Here is a 15,400-nt window from a genome sequence, read left to right on the forward strand (position 1 = left end):
GGCAAGGTCGCTATCCACCGAACATCCCTTCCTTTGCAAGTCCACCGGGACAGCCCGCTGGGCGGGCGCCCTCATCGCTTCGAAACCACTCCGCTCCCGGGGAGAGCACCGGCGCGCACCGGAGGAATACCCCGCGCCGGGCCAGGTAGTGTAACAGAAAAACGATGGTCGACGTTGCGTACGCTGAGAGTCGATTCCGGCCCCCCGAAATCGCTCACCGGTACGGTCCGTGCGTGCACCTGCTCGATGACCCGCTCGCATGGACTCTGCTGGCTCGAGCCTGCTCCCCGGAGACGGTCCAGCCCGACGTCGGGCGTCTCGTCGGGGTTCTCTACCAGAACCTGGCGCGCGCCGTCCTCGCCGCCGAGCTGGGGCGCGCGCGCGTCGACATCCCGACCCGGATGATCTCCTCCCACCCGGAGGCCGTGTATCGCGGCGCCGCGCTGTCGCGCGCGACCAAGGCCGTCACCGTGGGCATCGCGCGCGCCGGGACGATGCCCTCCCAGGTCGTCTACGAGCTCTTGAACGAGGTCCTCGACCCCGCGCTGGTCCGGCAGGATCACCTGTTCATGAGCCGGCAGACGAACGAGCAGGGCGAGGTCGTCGGCGCGACCTGGCACGACGCCAAGATCGGCCGCGACGTCGAGGGGCGCCACGTGCTCTTCCCCGACCCGATGGGCGCCACCGGCTCGTCCATGGTCAGCGCCATGACGTACTACAAGACCGCGCTCGAGGGGCGGCCGGCCAAGTGCATCGCCATGCACCTCATCGTCACGCCCGAGTACATCCGCCGCGTCACCGAGGCTCACCCGGACGCCATCATCTACGCGCTCCGGCTCGATCGCGGCCTCTCGCCGGCGCGCGTCCTCAAGACCGAGCCGGGCACGCACTGGGACGAGGAGCGCGGCCTGAACAGCATCCAGTACATCGTCCCGGGCGCCGGCGGCGTCGGCGAGATCCTCAACAACGCCTGGCTGTGAGCGCGAGGCCGTCGCCGCGGCGGCGCCCCGCCCGCTGTCAGCGGCCGCGCTTCGAGCGGCGGTTGTGGCCGGCGGCGAGCGCGCGATAGTCGATGTCCGCGTGCGGCCGGCTCACGGCGGGGCGCAGATCGCTGCAGAGCCGCGTGAGCTCCGCGACCATCGCGCCGAGATCGCTCGCGCCCGCGGCCCTGCGCTGCGCGAGCTCGCCGTAAGCGGCCGCGAGGGACGCGATGCCCTTGCCGGAGACGTGCCCGCGGCGCGACAGATCGACGTAGCTCCGCGCGAGCGCGACGCTGTCGAAGTTGTGGGCGACGACCAGCGACTGCGCGACGCGGAGCACGGCGTGCGCCGCGATCCGGCCGTCCTCGTGGAGGACGAACGCCGCCTGCAGGTAGTTGTAGAAGGGGACGACCCGGTCGCCGAAGATCCGGAAATCCGACGGCGAGGACTGGCGGTCGAGGTGGATCAGGATGCGCTCGACGACGGGGCCCTTCTCGACATAGCTCGCGAACCGGATCGCATCGACGATGGTGTCGTCGTACGCGTGCCCGAGCCGCATCACCTCGCCGAGCTCCAGCGGGGTGACCCGGCCCTCGCAGACGTCCGCGTACAGCGAGTAGACGAACGCGTCGGCCTCCGCGTCGTCCCCGAGCAGCACCTCGCGGATGAGCGCGCCGCTCTGGTCGCGCTGATCCGCGAGCTCGCAGCGCCGCTGGAGCAGCGCGGGCAGCTTGTAGCCGAGCTGCCCGCGCAGCGCGCGGAAGCGCAGGCGGAGGATGTTCTGCAGGTTGGGCTTCAGCGTGAGCGACGCCCAGCGCGCCCCGTCGAGCCGCAGCTTCTGCTCGATGCGGGAGCGGAGCTGCTCCGGGCTGCCCGAGAGGATGTGGGTCTCGACGCCCGCGCGGCCGAGCTCGCGCAGGAGCGACCCCGCGCCCGGCACGGTGCGCTTCTGATCCGGCCGCTCGATCGCGGTCCGCACGAGGTCGCGCAGCGTGTCGAAGTCGGTCCGGAGGTAGGTCTTGTCGAGGTCCCACCGCGCGATGAACGGCGCGCGCGGCGGCGATGCCGCTGCGTTCGCCGGCGATCCGGGCCCTCGCGATCGTTCCTCGTCGTTCACCGTCTCTCGCTCAGCGCGACATCCACTCGCGCCGCATCTTGTCGAGCGACTGCACCACGTCGCTGTCGGCGCCCTGCCGGGCGAGGTCCATCGCCTCGCGGAGGTACATCGACGCCTCGCCCGTGCGCTCGCGCTGGTGCGCCACGTGCGCCAGCGCGCCCAGGACGAGCGCGCGATCAGGCCCGCCTGGGCCGGCGAGGTCGAGCGCCTCGCGCAGCACGCCGTCGGCGTCGGTCAGATCACCGGCGCGCGCGAGCGCCTCGCCGAGCTTCCGGCTGAAGATCAGGACGGCGCGCACCGGATCGTCGAGCTCGCCCCGGAAGATCTCCCGCCGCGCCAGATCGAGGCCGCGGCGCAGCGCGAGCACGCTGCCGGCGCTGTCCCCGCGCGCGGCGGAGCGGTCCGCCGCCTGCTCGAGGAGCATCAGCGCGACGAACGCGTTCTGCGCGTGGTAGGCGTGGATCGCCTGCACCTCGAGCGGCAGCGCGAGCGGGTCGCCCGCGCTGTCGAACGTCGCCTTGGCGTGCAGATCGCGCCGGACGCCGGCCGGGATCGTCGCGAGCGTCACGTCGCGGAGCAGCGGGTGCGCCGTGCGGATGCCGCTCGAGTGCTCCTCGATCATGCCCGCCGCCGCGAGCTTGCCGAGCAGGTCGTCGAAGGCGCGGATGTCCGGGAGCAGGCGCTGCAGCGTGGCCCGGTCCGCCGCGTCGCCGATGACGGCGAGCGCCTGCAGCGTGCGGCGCGCGTCCTGCGGGAGCCGCTCGATCCGCGCGGCGACGAGGTCGGCCATCCGCGCGGGCGGGTCGCTGCCCCCCTCGAGCGTGTAGCGGACCAGCTGGTCGATGTAGAGCGGCGGCACCGTCGCGGCCTCGCCGCCGAGGACGGCCGGGCTCGCCGCGCTCGGCGGCAGGGCCAGCGGGGTTTGATCGGCGGCGCCGTCCGACGGGTCGCGCCGCGGCGACAGCCGCAGGCCGCCCATGCTCGGCGGCGTCTTGCGGGCGGCGCGGTGGTCCAGGCCGACGCAGCTGCGGAGGAGCGAGAGCGCGATGTCCTTCGGGAGGCCGCCGAGCGCGCGCACGGCGCCGCCCCACTCGGGCTCGAAGCCCGGCGTGTGGCTGGCGACGATGAGCAGCGCCGCGAGCGGCGGCTCCGCGATCACGTCGGCGAACGCGTTCCGGCTCGCGCCGTCGACGGCGTGCAGGTCGTCGATCGCGAGCAGGACCCGGTGCGGGAAGGCGGTCTGCTGCGCGCGAGAGAGCGCCCAGCGCAGGGCCTCCGCGGCGATGAAGCGGCGATCGTCGGGCGACAGGCCCCCCGCCGTCGGCTTGTTCCACGCGTGCCTGCGCACGTCGCTCCCGCGGTCGCCCTTGCCGAAGATCTCGAGCAGCCCGCGCCGCGCCTCCGGCGTCGCGCCGCTCCAGTTCGACGCGTTGCCGCCGTCGGGCGGGAGCTCGGCGAGCCCGGCGATCGCCCAGCGGAGCGCGTAGTAGCCGACCTCCGCGCCCCACGGGTCCGGGCCGGTCTGGATGACGATGTCGCCCCGGCTCGCGGCGACGTCGAGGAACTCGCGGAGGAGCCGGGTCTTGCCGACGCCGTGCTCGCCGACGATGCGCGCGGCGACGACCGAGCCCTCGACGTCGGCGAGGCAGGTGTCGAGCCACGCGAGGTCGTCCTCGCGCGCCGCGAACGGGAGCGGGAGCGTGGGGGCCGAGGGGGCGCGATCGCGCCGGGCGGCCTGGGGCGCCGCGCGCGGCGCAGGGGCGGGCGAGTGCGCCTGAGCGATCCTGGCGCCGCACTCGCCGCAGAACTTCTGGCCGCGCGGCACGATGGCCCGGCACGAGCCGCAGATGACCGTCGCGTCGGAGAACGAGAAGCGCCCCGAGGGGGTGTCGAACGTCCCGAGCGCCGCGCGCAGCGCCGCCGCGAACTCGTCCGCCGACTGGTAGCGCCGCGCGGCGTCCTTCTCGAGCGCCCGGAGCGTGACCTCGACGAGCGGCTCGGGGATCTCGCGCTCCGGCGCGAGCAGGGCGGGATCGGGCGGCGGCAAGGAGAGGTGCATCAGCACCACCTGCGTCGGCGATTCCGCCTCGAACGGGAGCCGGCCGGTCAGCAGCTGGAACAGGATGACGCCGCACGCGTAGAGGTCGCTCCGCGCGTCGATCGGATCGCCTCGCCCCTGCTCCGGGGCCATGTAGTCCGGGGTCCCGCAGACGATGCCGGGGCTCGTGATGTTCGTCGTCGCGACCTCCCCCTTCAGCTTCGCGAGGCCGAAATCGACGACCTTCACGAAGTCGCCGCCCGAGCGCATCGGCTCGAGCACGATGTTCTCGGGCTTGAGATCGCGGTGGATGATGCCGAGGTGGTGCGCCTCGGCGAGCGCCGCGAGCACCTGGCAGAGGATGTCGACGATGCGGCGGAACGGGAGCGGGCCGTCCTCGTAGACGACGCGGGCAAGGTCGCGCCCGCGCAGGAACTCCATGACGAGGTAGAGCTGCCCGCCGTTCTTACCGAAGTCGATGACCCCGACCGAGTTCGGGTGGTTGAGGCGGCTCGCGGCGCGCGCCTCGGTGATGAACCGGACCGACGCGCTCTCGTCGCCGAGCAGGTGGGGATGGATGATCTTGACGGCCACGGTGCGCCCCAGGGCCTTCTGCTCGGCCCTGTACACGCGGCCCATGCCGCCCACCCCGACGAGCTCCAGGATCACGTAGTTGCCAGGGAGCGTCGTCCCGATCAGCGGATCGTCGGACGTCCGGTTGAACTCCGAGATCGGGAAGCCGCACACCGGGCAGAATTTGTGCGCCTGCTCGCACGGATTCGCGCATTGCGGGCAGACCACTGTGGACACGCGCGGGACCTTACCACGTTCGGGATAGCGATTGGAGTCGAGGTCTCCCTCGGCCCGAGGGGGCGCCGTCCGGAGGGGGGCGGGGGGGCTCGTCCAGCCGTCTGTTAGGTCCTGGATCCTTCTTGGGGTAACCTCGGGCGCGATGGTTACGCCTCGCCTACGTCTCGGTCAGCTCCTGGTCGACGCGCGGATGATCACCCAGGACGCCCTCGAGAGGACCCTGGAGCAGCAGCGCACGGATGGCCGGCGGCTGGGGACGCTCCTTGTCGAGCAAGGGCTCATCAACGAAACCCAGCTGACGCAGATCCTGTCGCACCAGCTCGCTGTCCCGTGGGTGTCGCTCCTGCACATCGAGTTCTCGCGGCAGCTGCTCAACCTCGTCCCGCACGACGTGGCCGAGCGCTACTGCCTCGTCCCGATCTACGTTCGCCACGTCCGCAACCAGGGCGAGACGCTGTACGTCGCGATGGACGATCCGACGAACGAGGACGGCATGAAGGAGTGCATGGCGTTCTCCGGCCTGCCCGTGCGCGCGATGATCGCTCCGCCGAGCGATATCCGGAACGCGATCCGGGTCTATTACGGAGCGCGCGCCCGCTCGGCGCCGCCGCCCGCGCCCGCGAAGCAGGCCCAGGTGAGCGAGCCGCAGTCGCGGGCGCGCCCCGCCGACCCGCCTCCTTCGTCCGAGCTCTCCGGAGCGCCCGAGACCGCGCGCCACGCGGAGGACACGCCGCTGACGCCATCGACGCCGGAGCCCTTGCTGCTCACCAGGCCCGCCATGCGATCCGGGGCGCGGCTGGTCGAGGACGCGGGGCCGGCGATCGAGACCTCCGACGTCGACCCCTCCGACGTGGGCGTCATGGATGACGAGCTGGCGTGGGAACCGCCTCGCTCCGCGGCCAAGGAAGTCCGCAGCTCCCCGGAGGAGCGGCAGATCCGCGGCCGACCGGACGAGCGCTCGCGGCCGACGTTGAAGGTCGCGCCGACGCCCGAGCTGCTCGCGGCGGCGCAGGCAGCACGATCCGCCACGCCCGCGCAACCTGCGCAGCCAGCGCAGGCGCAGTTCACGCAGGCGGCACAGGCGCAGGCAGCGCAGCCGGAGCGCCGGAAGACGATGCGCCCGAGCTCCGCACCGGGGCCCGTCGCGGCGTCCGCCGGCGACGCGGCGCCGAGCATGGACGGGGCGCCGACGTCGAGCACGCCAGCCGCGGCTCTCCTCGGCGCGGTGCTCGGACGCGCCAGCGCTGCGGCGCGCACCGTCCCGGAGAGCGTGCCCGACTACGGCGACGAGCCCCCGAGCGAGCGCGAGGTGCGCAACATCCCCGCGCCGCAAGGCCGCGGTCGCCGGCGGATGGTCTCGCTCACCCTGCTCGACGGGACGACGATCACGCTCCCCGCGCGCGGGTCCAAATCCCAGCAGCAGCCGCAGCAGCCGCGAAAAGAAGCCCCGTCCCCCCGCGCCACCGCGCAGTCCGAGCCGCCTCCTCCTCCCACGGCGGACGACTCGGGCCTCACCGCGCGCGATCTGGTTTCCGCGCTGCGCGCGGTGTCCCACGGCGCCGACGCGAGCGAGATCCTCGGCAACAACGTGCGCTGGGAGGCGATGTTCGCCGCGCTCCTGTCGCTGATGCTCAAGAAGCACCTCATCGCCGACTGGGAGTTCGTCGACGAGCTGAAGAAGATCTGACGCGAAGCAGCAGCTCGGTCGCCGCTGCCGGCGCGCCGCGCGCATCTTCGACGTGGCACGTGGCACGTGGCGCGCGGCGCGCTCGCGAACGGCGGCCGTCAGCGCGCCTCCCGCGCCGCGCCTGCGCGGATCAGCGCGTCGATGTCCCCTTCCGAGAAGCCCGCGTCGCGGAGCACGGCGCGCGTGTGCTCGCCGGCTCGAGGCGCCGGCGTGAACGCGACGCCCGCCGGCGTGACCGGCGTCCTCAGCTGGGGGATCCGGCCGCGCGGCGAGGCGATCTCGAACAGGAGATCGCGCGAGGCGAGGTGGGGATCCGCCGCGGCGCTCCGCGGATCGAGGACCGGCTCGAGGCAGCAGTCGCGCTCGGCGGCGAAGGTCTCCCACTCGGCGCGCGTCCTCTCCCGAACGACGGCGGCCAGCTTGCGCTTGAGCTCGGCCTGGTGCGGCCCGGGGACGAGCGCGCTCGGGTCGGGATCGAGCCCGGCGCCCTCGCAGAACGAGGCCCAGAACTTCGGCTCCAGCGCGGCGAGGGCCATCGCGTGCCCGTCCTTCGAGAGGTAGGTGTTGTACGGCGCGAGCCCGCCGGTGAGCGGTGCGCCGCCCGCCGCGCGCGCCGTCTCCCCGACCGCTTCTCCGCCGCTCGCGAGCGCGGCGGCGAGCGTGGGAAGGGCGAAGCCGAGCACGCCGTCGGTCATGGCGATGTCGAGCACCGCGCCCTGCCCGGTCCGCTCCCGCTCGCGCAGCGCGGCGAGGATGGCGATCACGCACCACATCCCGCCGCTCATGTCGGCGACCTGGAAGCCCGGCACCTGCGGTGGCCCCTCGGCGGGCCCCTGCGCGCCGAGGACCCCCGCGCGCGCGATGTAGTTGAGATCGTGCCCCGCGCGCGCCGCCAGCGTGCCCGTTTGACCGTAGCCGGTCAGCGCGCAGACGATGAGCCGCGGGTTGTCCGCGCGCAGCGCCGCGTGACCGAGCCCGAGCCGATCGAGCACCCCCGGGCGGAACTGGTCGAAGAGCACGTCGTAGCCGGCGACGAGCCGGCGGAAGGCGTCGCGACCCTCAGGCGCCTTCAGGTCGAGCAGGGCGCTGCGCTTGCCGCGGTTCAAGAGCTGGAACGCCGCGGATTCTCCGGCGATCTGCGGGGGGAGCTGGCGCAGGAAGTCCCCGCCGGCGACGTCCTCGATCTTGTCCACCGTCGCGCCGAGATCCGCGAGCACGAGGGTCGCGAAGGGGCCCGGCAAGAGCCTCGAAAGATCGAGGACGCGCGTGTCGGTGAGAGGGCGCACGGCGGCTTTCCTGTCGTTGCGCGAGATCCGTCGAGGGATCGAGCGATCGAGGAATGATGAGCGAAGGGCGCGCCGCGCGCAGAAGGCACACGAGGTTGGCTGGGGCGGACGCAGTGGCTGCGATCCACCAGCGAGCCGTTACCGCGCGCGGCGGCGCAGGCGGGCTCGCCGGATCTCCGCCGGCGCCCGGATCAGCCCGCGTTGAGCTGGAACAGCTTCGGGAGCTTCATCGCGAGCATCTGGTTGCCCGTGACCTTCAGCTTGCCCGCGAAGAAGAGCTGCATCGAGTTGGCCTGCGGGTTCTCGTGCAGCTTCTGGAAATCCTCGCTGCTGAGCGAGATCGTGACATCCGCGTTGCCAGGGTTGCCCGAGGAGAGCTTGGGCCCGCTGTCGGACAGGTCGATCAGCCACTCGCCGCCGCCCTCGCCCGTCACGTTGATCTGGTACTTCCCGCCGATCTGCTTGGCCGCGTCCGAATGCTTCACCAGCGCAGCGGGCAGCTCCTCGTTGAACAGTTTCTGGATATCGACGGCCATGGATCGCCTCCGGATGTCGTGTGGGACGGTGACTCGAAATCGCCTGGATACCGAGCGCGGTTTACCCGTGCCCGCGCGCGGGAGTCAAGCGAAGCACGACGCCCGCGCGCTGTCTCCTCGCTCCGTCAGGGCAGCCCTGGCGCGCCGCCTCGTCGACCCATCAGGACAACCCTGGCGCTGGGTTCACCGTGGATGCGTCATGCACGCGCGCGCGGCGCCTGCGCGGCGGGCCGGGGCGCCTTGTCCAGCGCGGATCGGATCGGGACCATCAGCAGGCGATCGATGGCGACGCGCTGATCGGCGGGCGGCGGGCTCTCCGGTATGCCTTGCATCAGCCGGAGGTCACGGAGCGCGCCGCGATCGAGCGGGCCGAGCGATGTCCCCAGCACGTCGAGCGGCGGCGTCATCGCGGGGAGCAGACAGACGAGGGAGAGCTCGTTGGTACCCTGGCGTACCCACGTTCCCTGGTACACCGCGATCGCCTGCCCGAGCGCCTCCTGGAACACGAACGCGCGCCACTCGAGCGGCGCCGTCAGATCGAAGACGCGGCCGCCGGCGCGGAGCTCGCGGCTGTCGAGGCCGAGGGCGGCGCCGCGCGCGTCGGTCAGGAGGAAGCGCTCGAGGCACCCAGGAGAGCGCAGCGTGAGCTCCTCGAGCAGCGCGGCGAGCGCCGCGGGGCTGAGCGAGATCGGCTCGCCGTCCGGGCCGATCGCCTCGAGCCCGACCTCGTCGGAGCCCACGACGGACGCGTGGTCGAGCAACGCGGCGAAGGTGCGCCGCGAGGGGCCGTCGAAGCCGGCCCCGATGGAGGACATCCCGGCGCTGGAGCTGAGCAGGGCGACGATACGATCCCGGCGCGGCGTCGCGAGGAGCGTGACGCCGAACCGCTCGCGGGTGGTGAGCAGCACGTGCTGCGCAGCGCTGCTCTGGCTTCGAAGGAGCAGCTGATCGCCCTCGAGGCTCAGCCCGCGCCGGCTCACCTGCGGAGGGGGCACGAGCTGCCGCCGTCCCCGCGCGAGCAGCGCGACCGCCGCCGTCACGAGGGCGACCGGCAACAGCGCACGGAATATCAGGCCGCGCGCGGTCACGACCAGCACGAGCGCGGCCAGGAAGAGCGGGATCGCCCAGCGCCGCCGGGTGTCCGTGCCCCCCGCTGGCGTCACGTCGGGAGCGGTCGCGTCGAACCAACGGGCCCGTGGGACAGGCGTCACGGCGGCGTCGCTCGCCGGCTCGCCCGCGCGCTGCGTCGCCGGCCTGCCTGTCGCAGAGGGAGGCTCGTGGGCTCGGACCTCGATCGACGGGAGCATCGCGACGGACCCAAGCGGGTCCTTCTGGCCCTTCGCCTCGCGTCCCATCGCACCTCCACCCCGACCGAAAGTTGGCGGTAGAATAGCATTGACCGAGGCCGGAGCGAGGGGACTTTGGGACAACGCGCTGCGTAGGGTGCTGCGCGTTGTTGACGACCCGCTCTGTTACAACCCGTTACAACCAGTTACGACTGGTTACGACTGGTTACGACCGACTACGGCCTGCCGAGGACGTCCCCGGCGGGTCGCGAATGGCGTGCGCTGCGACGTGTCACGCCGCGTTGCGACCCCTCCTCGGCGACGAGGAGTCCGATGAGGTCCGCTCGCATGCTTCCTCGAACTCGCGGTTTTCCGTACCCGAGATGGATAGCGCCTGCCCCGGAACGACTGGTGATGCGGCGGATCCGGTCGAAGCGGAGGTAGCTCTCGGCCGCAGGCGTGGGACCGATGGCGTACGACGCGCTCGCGAGGCGGACATGGAGGTTGTCGCCGCCTGCGTCGCTGCAGACGGCGATGCCCTGGAGGCCGGCCTCATGCAGCGATCGGAGGACTCGCACGGCGATCTCGCCGCGGTCGGGGAGGAGGACCTTGCGGATCACGAGCCGGCCCTCTCACACGGAATCGCCTCCGCGAACGGCCCGTCGCTCCGCCGCTCCGCGCCGAGCCTCGTCGCGCGCCCGACGGCGGGCTCGCCTGACGCGGGATCAGGCCCGCGAGAGTCTTTCCACAGGCCGAGCAAAAGGGTACGTCTGCCCTGTGCAGCGCCGCGATATCCCGCCCGAGCTCTCGTTCGCGGCCCTTCCCGTCGCCGAGCCTCGCGAGCTCACGGGCCCGCCGCCCTCGCGCCGCCAGCGGGGCGCCGAGCCGGAGGTGGTCTCGGTCGCGGAGCTGGATCGCCGGCTGAAGCGGATCCTCGAGGGGTCGACCGCGGACGTACGCGTCGAGGGCGAGATCTCGGGCCTGCGCGTCGTGGGCAGCGGCCACGCCTACTTCACGCTCAAGGACGAGAGCGAAGAGGCGGCCATCGACTGCGTGATGTACAGGACCGCGGCGCCGCGCGCGCGGAAGCTGCTCGCCGACGGCGCGCGCGTCGTGCTCACCGGCCGCGCCACGGTCTACGTGCCTCGGGGCCGGCTCCAGTTCTCCGCGGACGACGCGCGCCTCGCCGGCCGCGGCGCGCTCCTGGAGGCGCTCTTCCGCCTCAAGGAGAAGCTCGCCGCCGAGGGGCTCTTCGCGCCGGAGCGCAAGCGCAAGCTGCCCGTCGATCCGCAGATCATCGGCGTCGTCACGAGCGGCGACGGCGCGGCGATCCACGACATCGTGACCGTCGCGTTCCGCCGCGGCGGCGCACGGCTGATCCTGGCGCGCACGCCGGTCCAGGGCGCCGGGGCAGGGCAGCGGATCGTGCGCGCGATCGCGCTGCTCGAGGAGTTCCCGGGCATCGAGGTGATCATCGTGGGGCGCGGGGGCGGCTCGGCCGACGACCTCAGCGCGTTCAACGAGGAGATCGTCGTCCGGAAGGTCGCGGCCGCGCGCGTGCCGATCGTGAGCGCCGTGGGGCACGAGATCGACGTCGCGCTGACCGACCTCGCCGCCGACGCGCGCGCCGCCACGCCCTCGCAGGCAGCAGAGATGCTCGTCGCGGACGCGGCCGCGCGGCGCGCGGCGCTGGAGCACCTCGAGGCCCGCATGCGCCGCGCGATCGCCCACCGGTTCCGGGGCGCTCGGGCCGATCTCGACCGGCAGCGCGCCCGGCTCGGCTCGCCCGCGCAGATCCTGGCGGAGCCCCAGCAGCGCATCGACGACGCCATGGCGAGGCTCCGGCGCCGCATGGAGCGCATCCTCGTCGAGGATCGCGCCGCGCTCCAGCGCCTCGAGCGGAGGCTCGCCGCGCGCCACCCGCGCGCGGTGCTCGCGGGCGCCCGCGGGGCGCTCAGGCCGCTGTCGGTGCGCCTCGCCGCCGCCGCGCACCGCCACGTCGCCCTCCTGCGGGAGGGCTTCGCGGGCGACGTGGCCCGGCTCGAGGCGATGTCGCCGCTCCGCGTGCTCGCGCGCGGCTACGCCATCGCGACGGACGCGTCGGGGCGCGCGGTCCGGGATCACCGCGAGGTCGCGCCGGGCGATCCGATCGCGGTGCGCGTGCACCACGGCGCGCTCCTCGCGCGGGTCGTCGTCACCGCAGGTCCGGACGAGCCGCTCGTCGAGGGCCACGCGCACGCGCCGGCAGCGGCGGCAGCGGTGGCAGCGGCGGCGCCCGCGCCGCCTGCGCGCCAGGGCGGCGGCCCGCGCGCCGCGTCCGGCCGCGCGCCGAGGCGCAAGAGGACGCAGCCCGGCGCGCCCGCGTGCGAGCAACTCGGGCTCGGCTTCGCGGCCGAGGAGCACGCCCCGGCCGTCGGTCGCGCGGGCGCCGCCGGCCAGGTCTCGGTGGGGCAGGGCGCGCGGAGGCCGGTCCTGAGGAGAGGCACCATGTCGAACGCTGAGCGGCGAAGGTTCGGTCTTGTGGGGCACCCGGTGGGCCACTCGGTCTCGCCGGCGATGCACTCGGCCGCGTTTCGGGCGCACCACCTGCCGCACATCTACAGCGCGTTCGACGTGCCCACCGGCGCGGAGCTCGCGCGCTTCGTCAGCGACATCCGGAGCGGCCTTATCGCTGGCGCGAACGTCACGATCCCGCACAAGCGCGCGATCATGTCGATGGTCGACGACGTGGACGCGAGCGCGGCCGACGTCGGCGCCGCGAACGTCCTCTGCGCGACGGAGGCGCGGCGCGTGACGGCGTACAACACCGACGTGGTCGCGCTCCGCGACGAGCTCGCGCTGCTCCTGGGATCCGCCCCGCCCCGCGGGGACGATCCGGAGGGGCCGTACGGCGCGCGCTCGAGCCCGCGCCAGCGCGCGGTGATCATCGGCGCGGGCGGCGCGGCGTTCGCGGCGATCGCCGCGTGCAAGCTGCTCGGCTATCACCTCATCAGCGTGACCACCCGCTCGTGGACCGGCACCGAGGCGATGCTCGAGTCGCCCGCGGGGCAGCGCGCGTCCGAGCTCGGCGCGCTCACCGCGCCCTGGCCGATCCCGACCGACAGGTCGATCAGCAGCAAGTCCTCCGTGGCGCTGCGGCTCAACTGGAGCGAGTTCACCGTCGCCGCCGACCTGATCATCCAGGCCACGAGCGCCGGCATGCTCGGGGGGCCGCCCGGGGAGGAGGTCACGGGCATCATCCCGTGGGACGCGCTCTCGCCGAGCGTGTGCCTCTACGACCTCGTCTACAACCCCCCGGTGACGCCCTTCCTCCGGACGGCGCGCGAGAGAGGGCTCCGCGCCGAAGGCGGGCTCGGGATGCTGGTCGGCCAGGCGGCGCAGTCCTTCACGCTCTGGACCGGCCTCCCGGCGCCGGTCGAGGTGATGCGCTCCGCCGCCGAGGATTCGCTCAGGAAGGCAACCGGCGGTCGATGAGCTCGGACGGATCCCGGCGGAATTCCCCGCCCCACGACGCGCTGTCGTCCACGCCCGCGGCGCCCCGCGGCCAGGGCGCCGCGCTCGAGCACGCCTCGCCGTGGCCGCACGTCGAGGTGCGGGGCCAGTTCTCGATCGCGCGCAAGGAGTGGCTGCACACGAACGGCGCGGGGGCCTACGCGAGCTCGACGATCGCCGGCATGCACACCCGCCGTTACCACGGCCTGCTCGTCGCGGCCCTCGACCCTCCGCGGCGCCGGCACGTCATGCTCTCGCACGTCGACGTCTGCGTCCGCCCGGTCCGACAGCAGGGCGCGCCGTCCGAGCGCCGCGCCTCGTGGCCGCGGTGGGACCTCGCCAAGCACCAGTTCCCGGGCATCGATCCGGAGAGCAGCTCGTTCTACCTCGAGCGCTTCGATCAGGATCCGCTCCCGCGCTGGGCGTACGCCGTCCCGGGCGGCGAGCTCGAGGTGACGCTCGGCCTCGTGCGCGGCGAGAACGCCGCCGTCCTCCGTTATGCCTGGAGCGGGGCGGATCCGGTGATGCTGACGCTGCGCCCGCTCCTCGCCGCCCGCCACATCCACCAGCTGCTCCGCGAGAACGGCGGGATCTCCCAGAAGGTCGAGCTGCGCGCAGGGGCGGCGCGCGGCGAGCCCGGCTCGGGGCGCGACCGCCCCGTGATGGGCGAGGTCCGGGTGCAGCCGAACCGCGCGCTGCCGAGGATCTGCTTCCGCTACCAGGGCACGTTCGTCGGCTCGCAGGACTGGTGGCGACGCTTCGAGTACCTCGGCGAGCAGGATCGGGGCCTCGACTTCCTCGAGGATCTCTGGACGCCGGGCCATTTCGAGACGGTGATCGGTGCCGAGCCCGTTCACCTGCTCGTGGCGGTGGGCGCGCTGCCCGACGACGAGCCGGAGAACCTCCTCGCGGCGGCGAGCGCGGCGATCCGCGCCGAGGACCCGGGGCCCCGGCGCCCGCTCCTGGAGCGGAAGCTCACCATCGCGGCCGAGGCGTTCCGCGCCGACGCGGCCGCGCGGCCCAGCGTCATCGCGGGCTATCCCTGGTTCGAGGTGTGGGGCCGCGACGCGCTCATCTCCCTGCCCGGTCTCTACCTCGTGCCCCGCAAGACCGAGGCCGCGATCCGCGTCCTCCGCGCGATGATCGACGCGATGCAGGACGGCCTCGTGCCGAACCGGCTCCCCGACGCGGGCGAGCCGGCGGACTTCCACGCGGCCGACGCGACCCTCTGGCTGTTCGAGGCGGCTCGCCTGCTCGCGGACGCGGTCGGCGACACGCACCCGTTCGTGGCGGGCGAGCTGCTCGGCGCGCTCCGCGACGCCTTCGAGGCGGCCGTGCGCGGGACCCGGAACGGGATCCACGTCACGGCCGACGGCCTCTTCGCCGCAGGGCGCCTGGGCGAGGGCGCCTTCGACGGGCTCACGTGGATGGACGCGCGCGTCGCGGGCCGCGCGGTGACCCCGCGCGCCGGTTGCCCGGTCGAGCTCACGGCGCTGTGGGCGAAGGGCTCGGAGACGCTCGCGCGCCTCGCGCGGGCCGCCGGCGACGCCCGCCTCGCGGGGCGGGCGGAGGCGGCCGCGAGCGCGGCGCGTCGGGGCTTCGCCGCCCGCTTCTGGTGCGAGGAGACCGGCTACCCGTACGACGTCATCTCGGAGCGCGCGGACGGGGAGGGCGCGTTCCGCGACGCGTCGATCCGCCCCAACGCGCTGATCGCCGTCGCCGTGGATCCCGCCTGCTTCACGCCGGAGCGGGCCGCGTCGCTGCTCGACCGGGTCCGCCTGGAGCTCGTGACCCCCGCCGGCGTGCGCACGCTCTCGCCGGCCGATCCGGCCTACGCGCCCCGGTACCAGGGAGGCCCCGAGGCGCGCGACAGCGCCTACCACCAGGGCACGGCCTGGCCGTTCCTGCTCGGGTTCTACGCGCGCGCCGCCCGGCGCTTCTCCACGCTCGGCGAGCACGTGATCCCGCTGCTGCACCGGCTCGCGGCCTCCGCGGCCGCGAACGAGATCGCGCTCGGCCAGGTGCCCGAGGTCGCCGCCGGCGAGCCGCCGCACCACCCTGGTGGCAGCTTCGCGCAGGCCTTCAGCGTGGCAGAGCTCCTGCGCCTCGTCGCCTGGGACCTGCCCGCCCAGGACCCAGGCAGCGCCGCGGGCGCGCCGCCGCGCTGA

Annotated in this window: 10 protein-coding genes; 4 read left to right on the forward strand and 6 right to left on the reverse strand. The window is 73.7% G+C overall.

What is annotated here, in order from left to right; translation table 11 throughout:
• The first annotated feature begins 164 nt into the window (after positions 1-164).
• A complete protein-coding gene (locus tag WME73_RS13785; RefSeq protein WP_012235100.1) occupies positions 165-980 on the forward strand; it encodes a uracil phosphoribosyltransferase in 816 nt (271 codons plus the stop codon).
• Between the two features lie 37 nt (positions 981-1,017).
• Here WME73_RS13785 and WME73_RS13790 read toward each other — a convergent pair whose 3' ends face one another.
• Together WME73_RS13790 and WME73_RS13795 are read right to left on the reverse strand one after the other, a co-directional pair.
• The gene (locus tag WME73_RS13790; RefSeq protein ID WP_437745920.1) at positions 1,018-2,097 is read right to left on the reverse strand and encodes a hypothetical protein; all 1,080 of its coding nucleotides are present in this window, start codon (positions 2,095-2,097) and stop codon (positions 1,018-1,020) included.
• A gap of 10 nt (positions 2,098-2,107) precedes the next feature.
• Positions 2,108-4,945: a protein kinase domain-containing protein gene (locus WME73_RS13795; RefSeq protein WP_437915998.1), complete on the reverse strand. Its 2,838-nt coding sequence runs from the start codon at positions 4,943-4,945 to the stop codon at positions 2,108-2,110.
• 142 nt (positions 4,946-5,087) lie between these two features.
• On the opposite strand from WME73_RS13795, the gene WME73_RS13800 reads away from it, so the two are divergent.
• Positions 5,088-6,632: a hypothetical protein gene (locus WME73_RS13800; protein WP_437745922.1), complete on the forward strand. Its 1,545-nt coding sequence runs from the start codon at positions 5,088-5,090 to the stop codon at positions 6,630-6,632.
• A 98-nt stretch (positions 6,633-6,730) separates the two neighbouring features.
• Here WME73_RS13800 and WME73_RS13805 read toward each other — a convergent pair whose 3' ends face one another.
• The 4 genes from WME73_RS13805 to WME73_RS13820 all read right to left on the reverse strand — a co-directional run bounded on the left by WME73_RS13805 (position 6,731) and on the right by WME73_RS13820 (position 10,360).
• Positions 6,731-7,918, reverse strand: coding sequence for a CaiB/BaiF CoA transferase family protein (locus tag WME73_RS13805; protein WP_437915999.1), 1,188 nt, complete (start codon positions 7,916-7,918; stop codon positions 6,731-6,733).
• A 191-nt stretch (positions 7,919-8,109) separates the two neighbouring features.
• Positions 8,110-8,454 (reverse strand): SCP2 sterol-binding domain-containing protein, encoded by a 345-nt coding sequence (locus tag WME73_RS13810; RefSeq protein WP_012235105.1) that lies wholly within the window; start codon positions 8,452-8,454, stop codon positions 8,110-8,112.
• A gap of 197 nt (positions 8,455-8,651) precedes the next feature.
• Complete coding sequence (locus WME73_RS13815; RefSeq protein ID WP_437745924.1) at positions 8,652-9,809, reverse strand: IMP dehydrogenase; 1,158 nt, start codon at positions 9,807-9,809, stop codon at positions 8,652-8,654.
• A gap of 167 nt (positions 9,810-9,976) precedes the next feature.
• A complete protein-coding gene (locus WME73_RS13820; protein ID WP_437745925.1) occupies positions 9,977-10,360 on the reverse strand; it encodes a biotin carboxylase N-terminal domain-containing protein in 384 nt (127 codons plus the stop codon).
• A 157-nt stretch (positions 10,361-10,517) separates the two neighbouring features.
• Between WME73_RS13820 and xseA the strand changes: the two genes are divergently transcribed.
• Together xseA and WME73_RS13830 are read left to right on the forward strand one after the other, a co-directional pair.
• Positions 10,518-13,214 carry an exodeoxyribonuclease VII large subunit gene (xseA, locus tag WME73_RS13825; RefSeq protein WP_437916000.1) on the forward strand — a complete coding sequence of 899 codons (2,697 nt, stop codon included), beginning with the start codon at positions 10,518-10,520 and terminating at the stop codon, positions 13,212-13,214.
• Positions 13,211-15,400: an amylo-alpha-1,6-glucosidase gene (locus tag WME73_RS13830; protein ID WP_437916001.1), complete on the forward strand. Its 2,190-nt coding sequence runs from the start codon at positions 13,211-13,213 to the stop codon at positions 15,398-15,400. The genes xseA and WME73_RS13830 overlap by 4 nt, the downstream gene beginning before the upstream one ends.

It is taken from the genome of Sorangium sp. So ce302, assembly GCF_051530145.1.
In the GTDB taxonomy this organism is placed as follows: domain Bacteria; phylum Myxococcota_A; class Polyangia; order Polyangiales; family Polyangiaceae; genus Sorangium; species Sorangium cellulosum_B.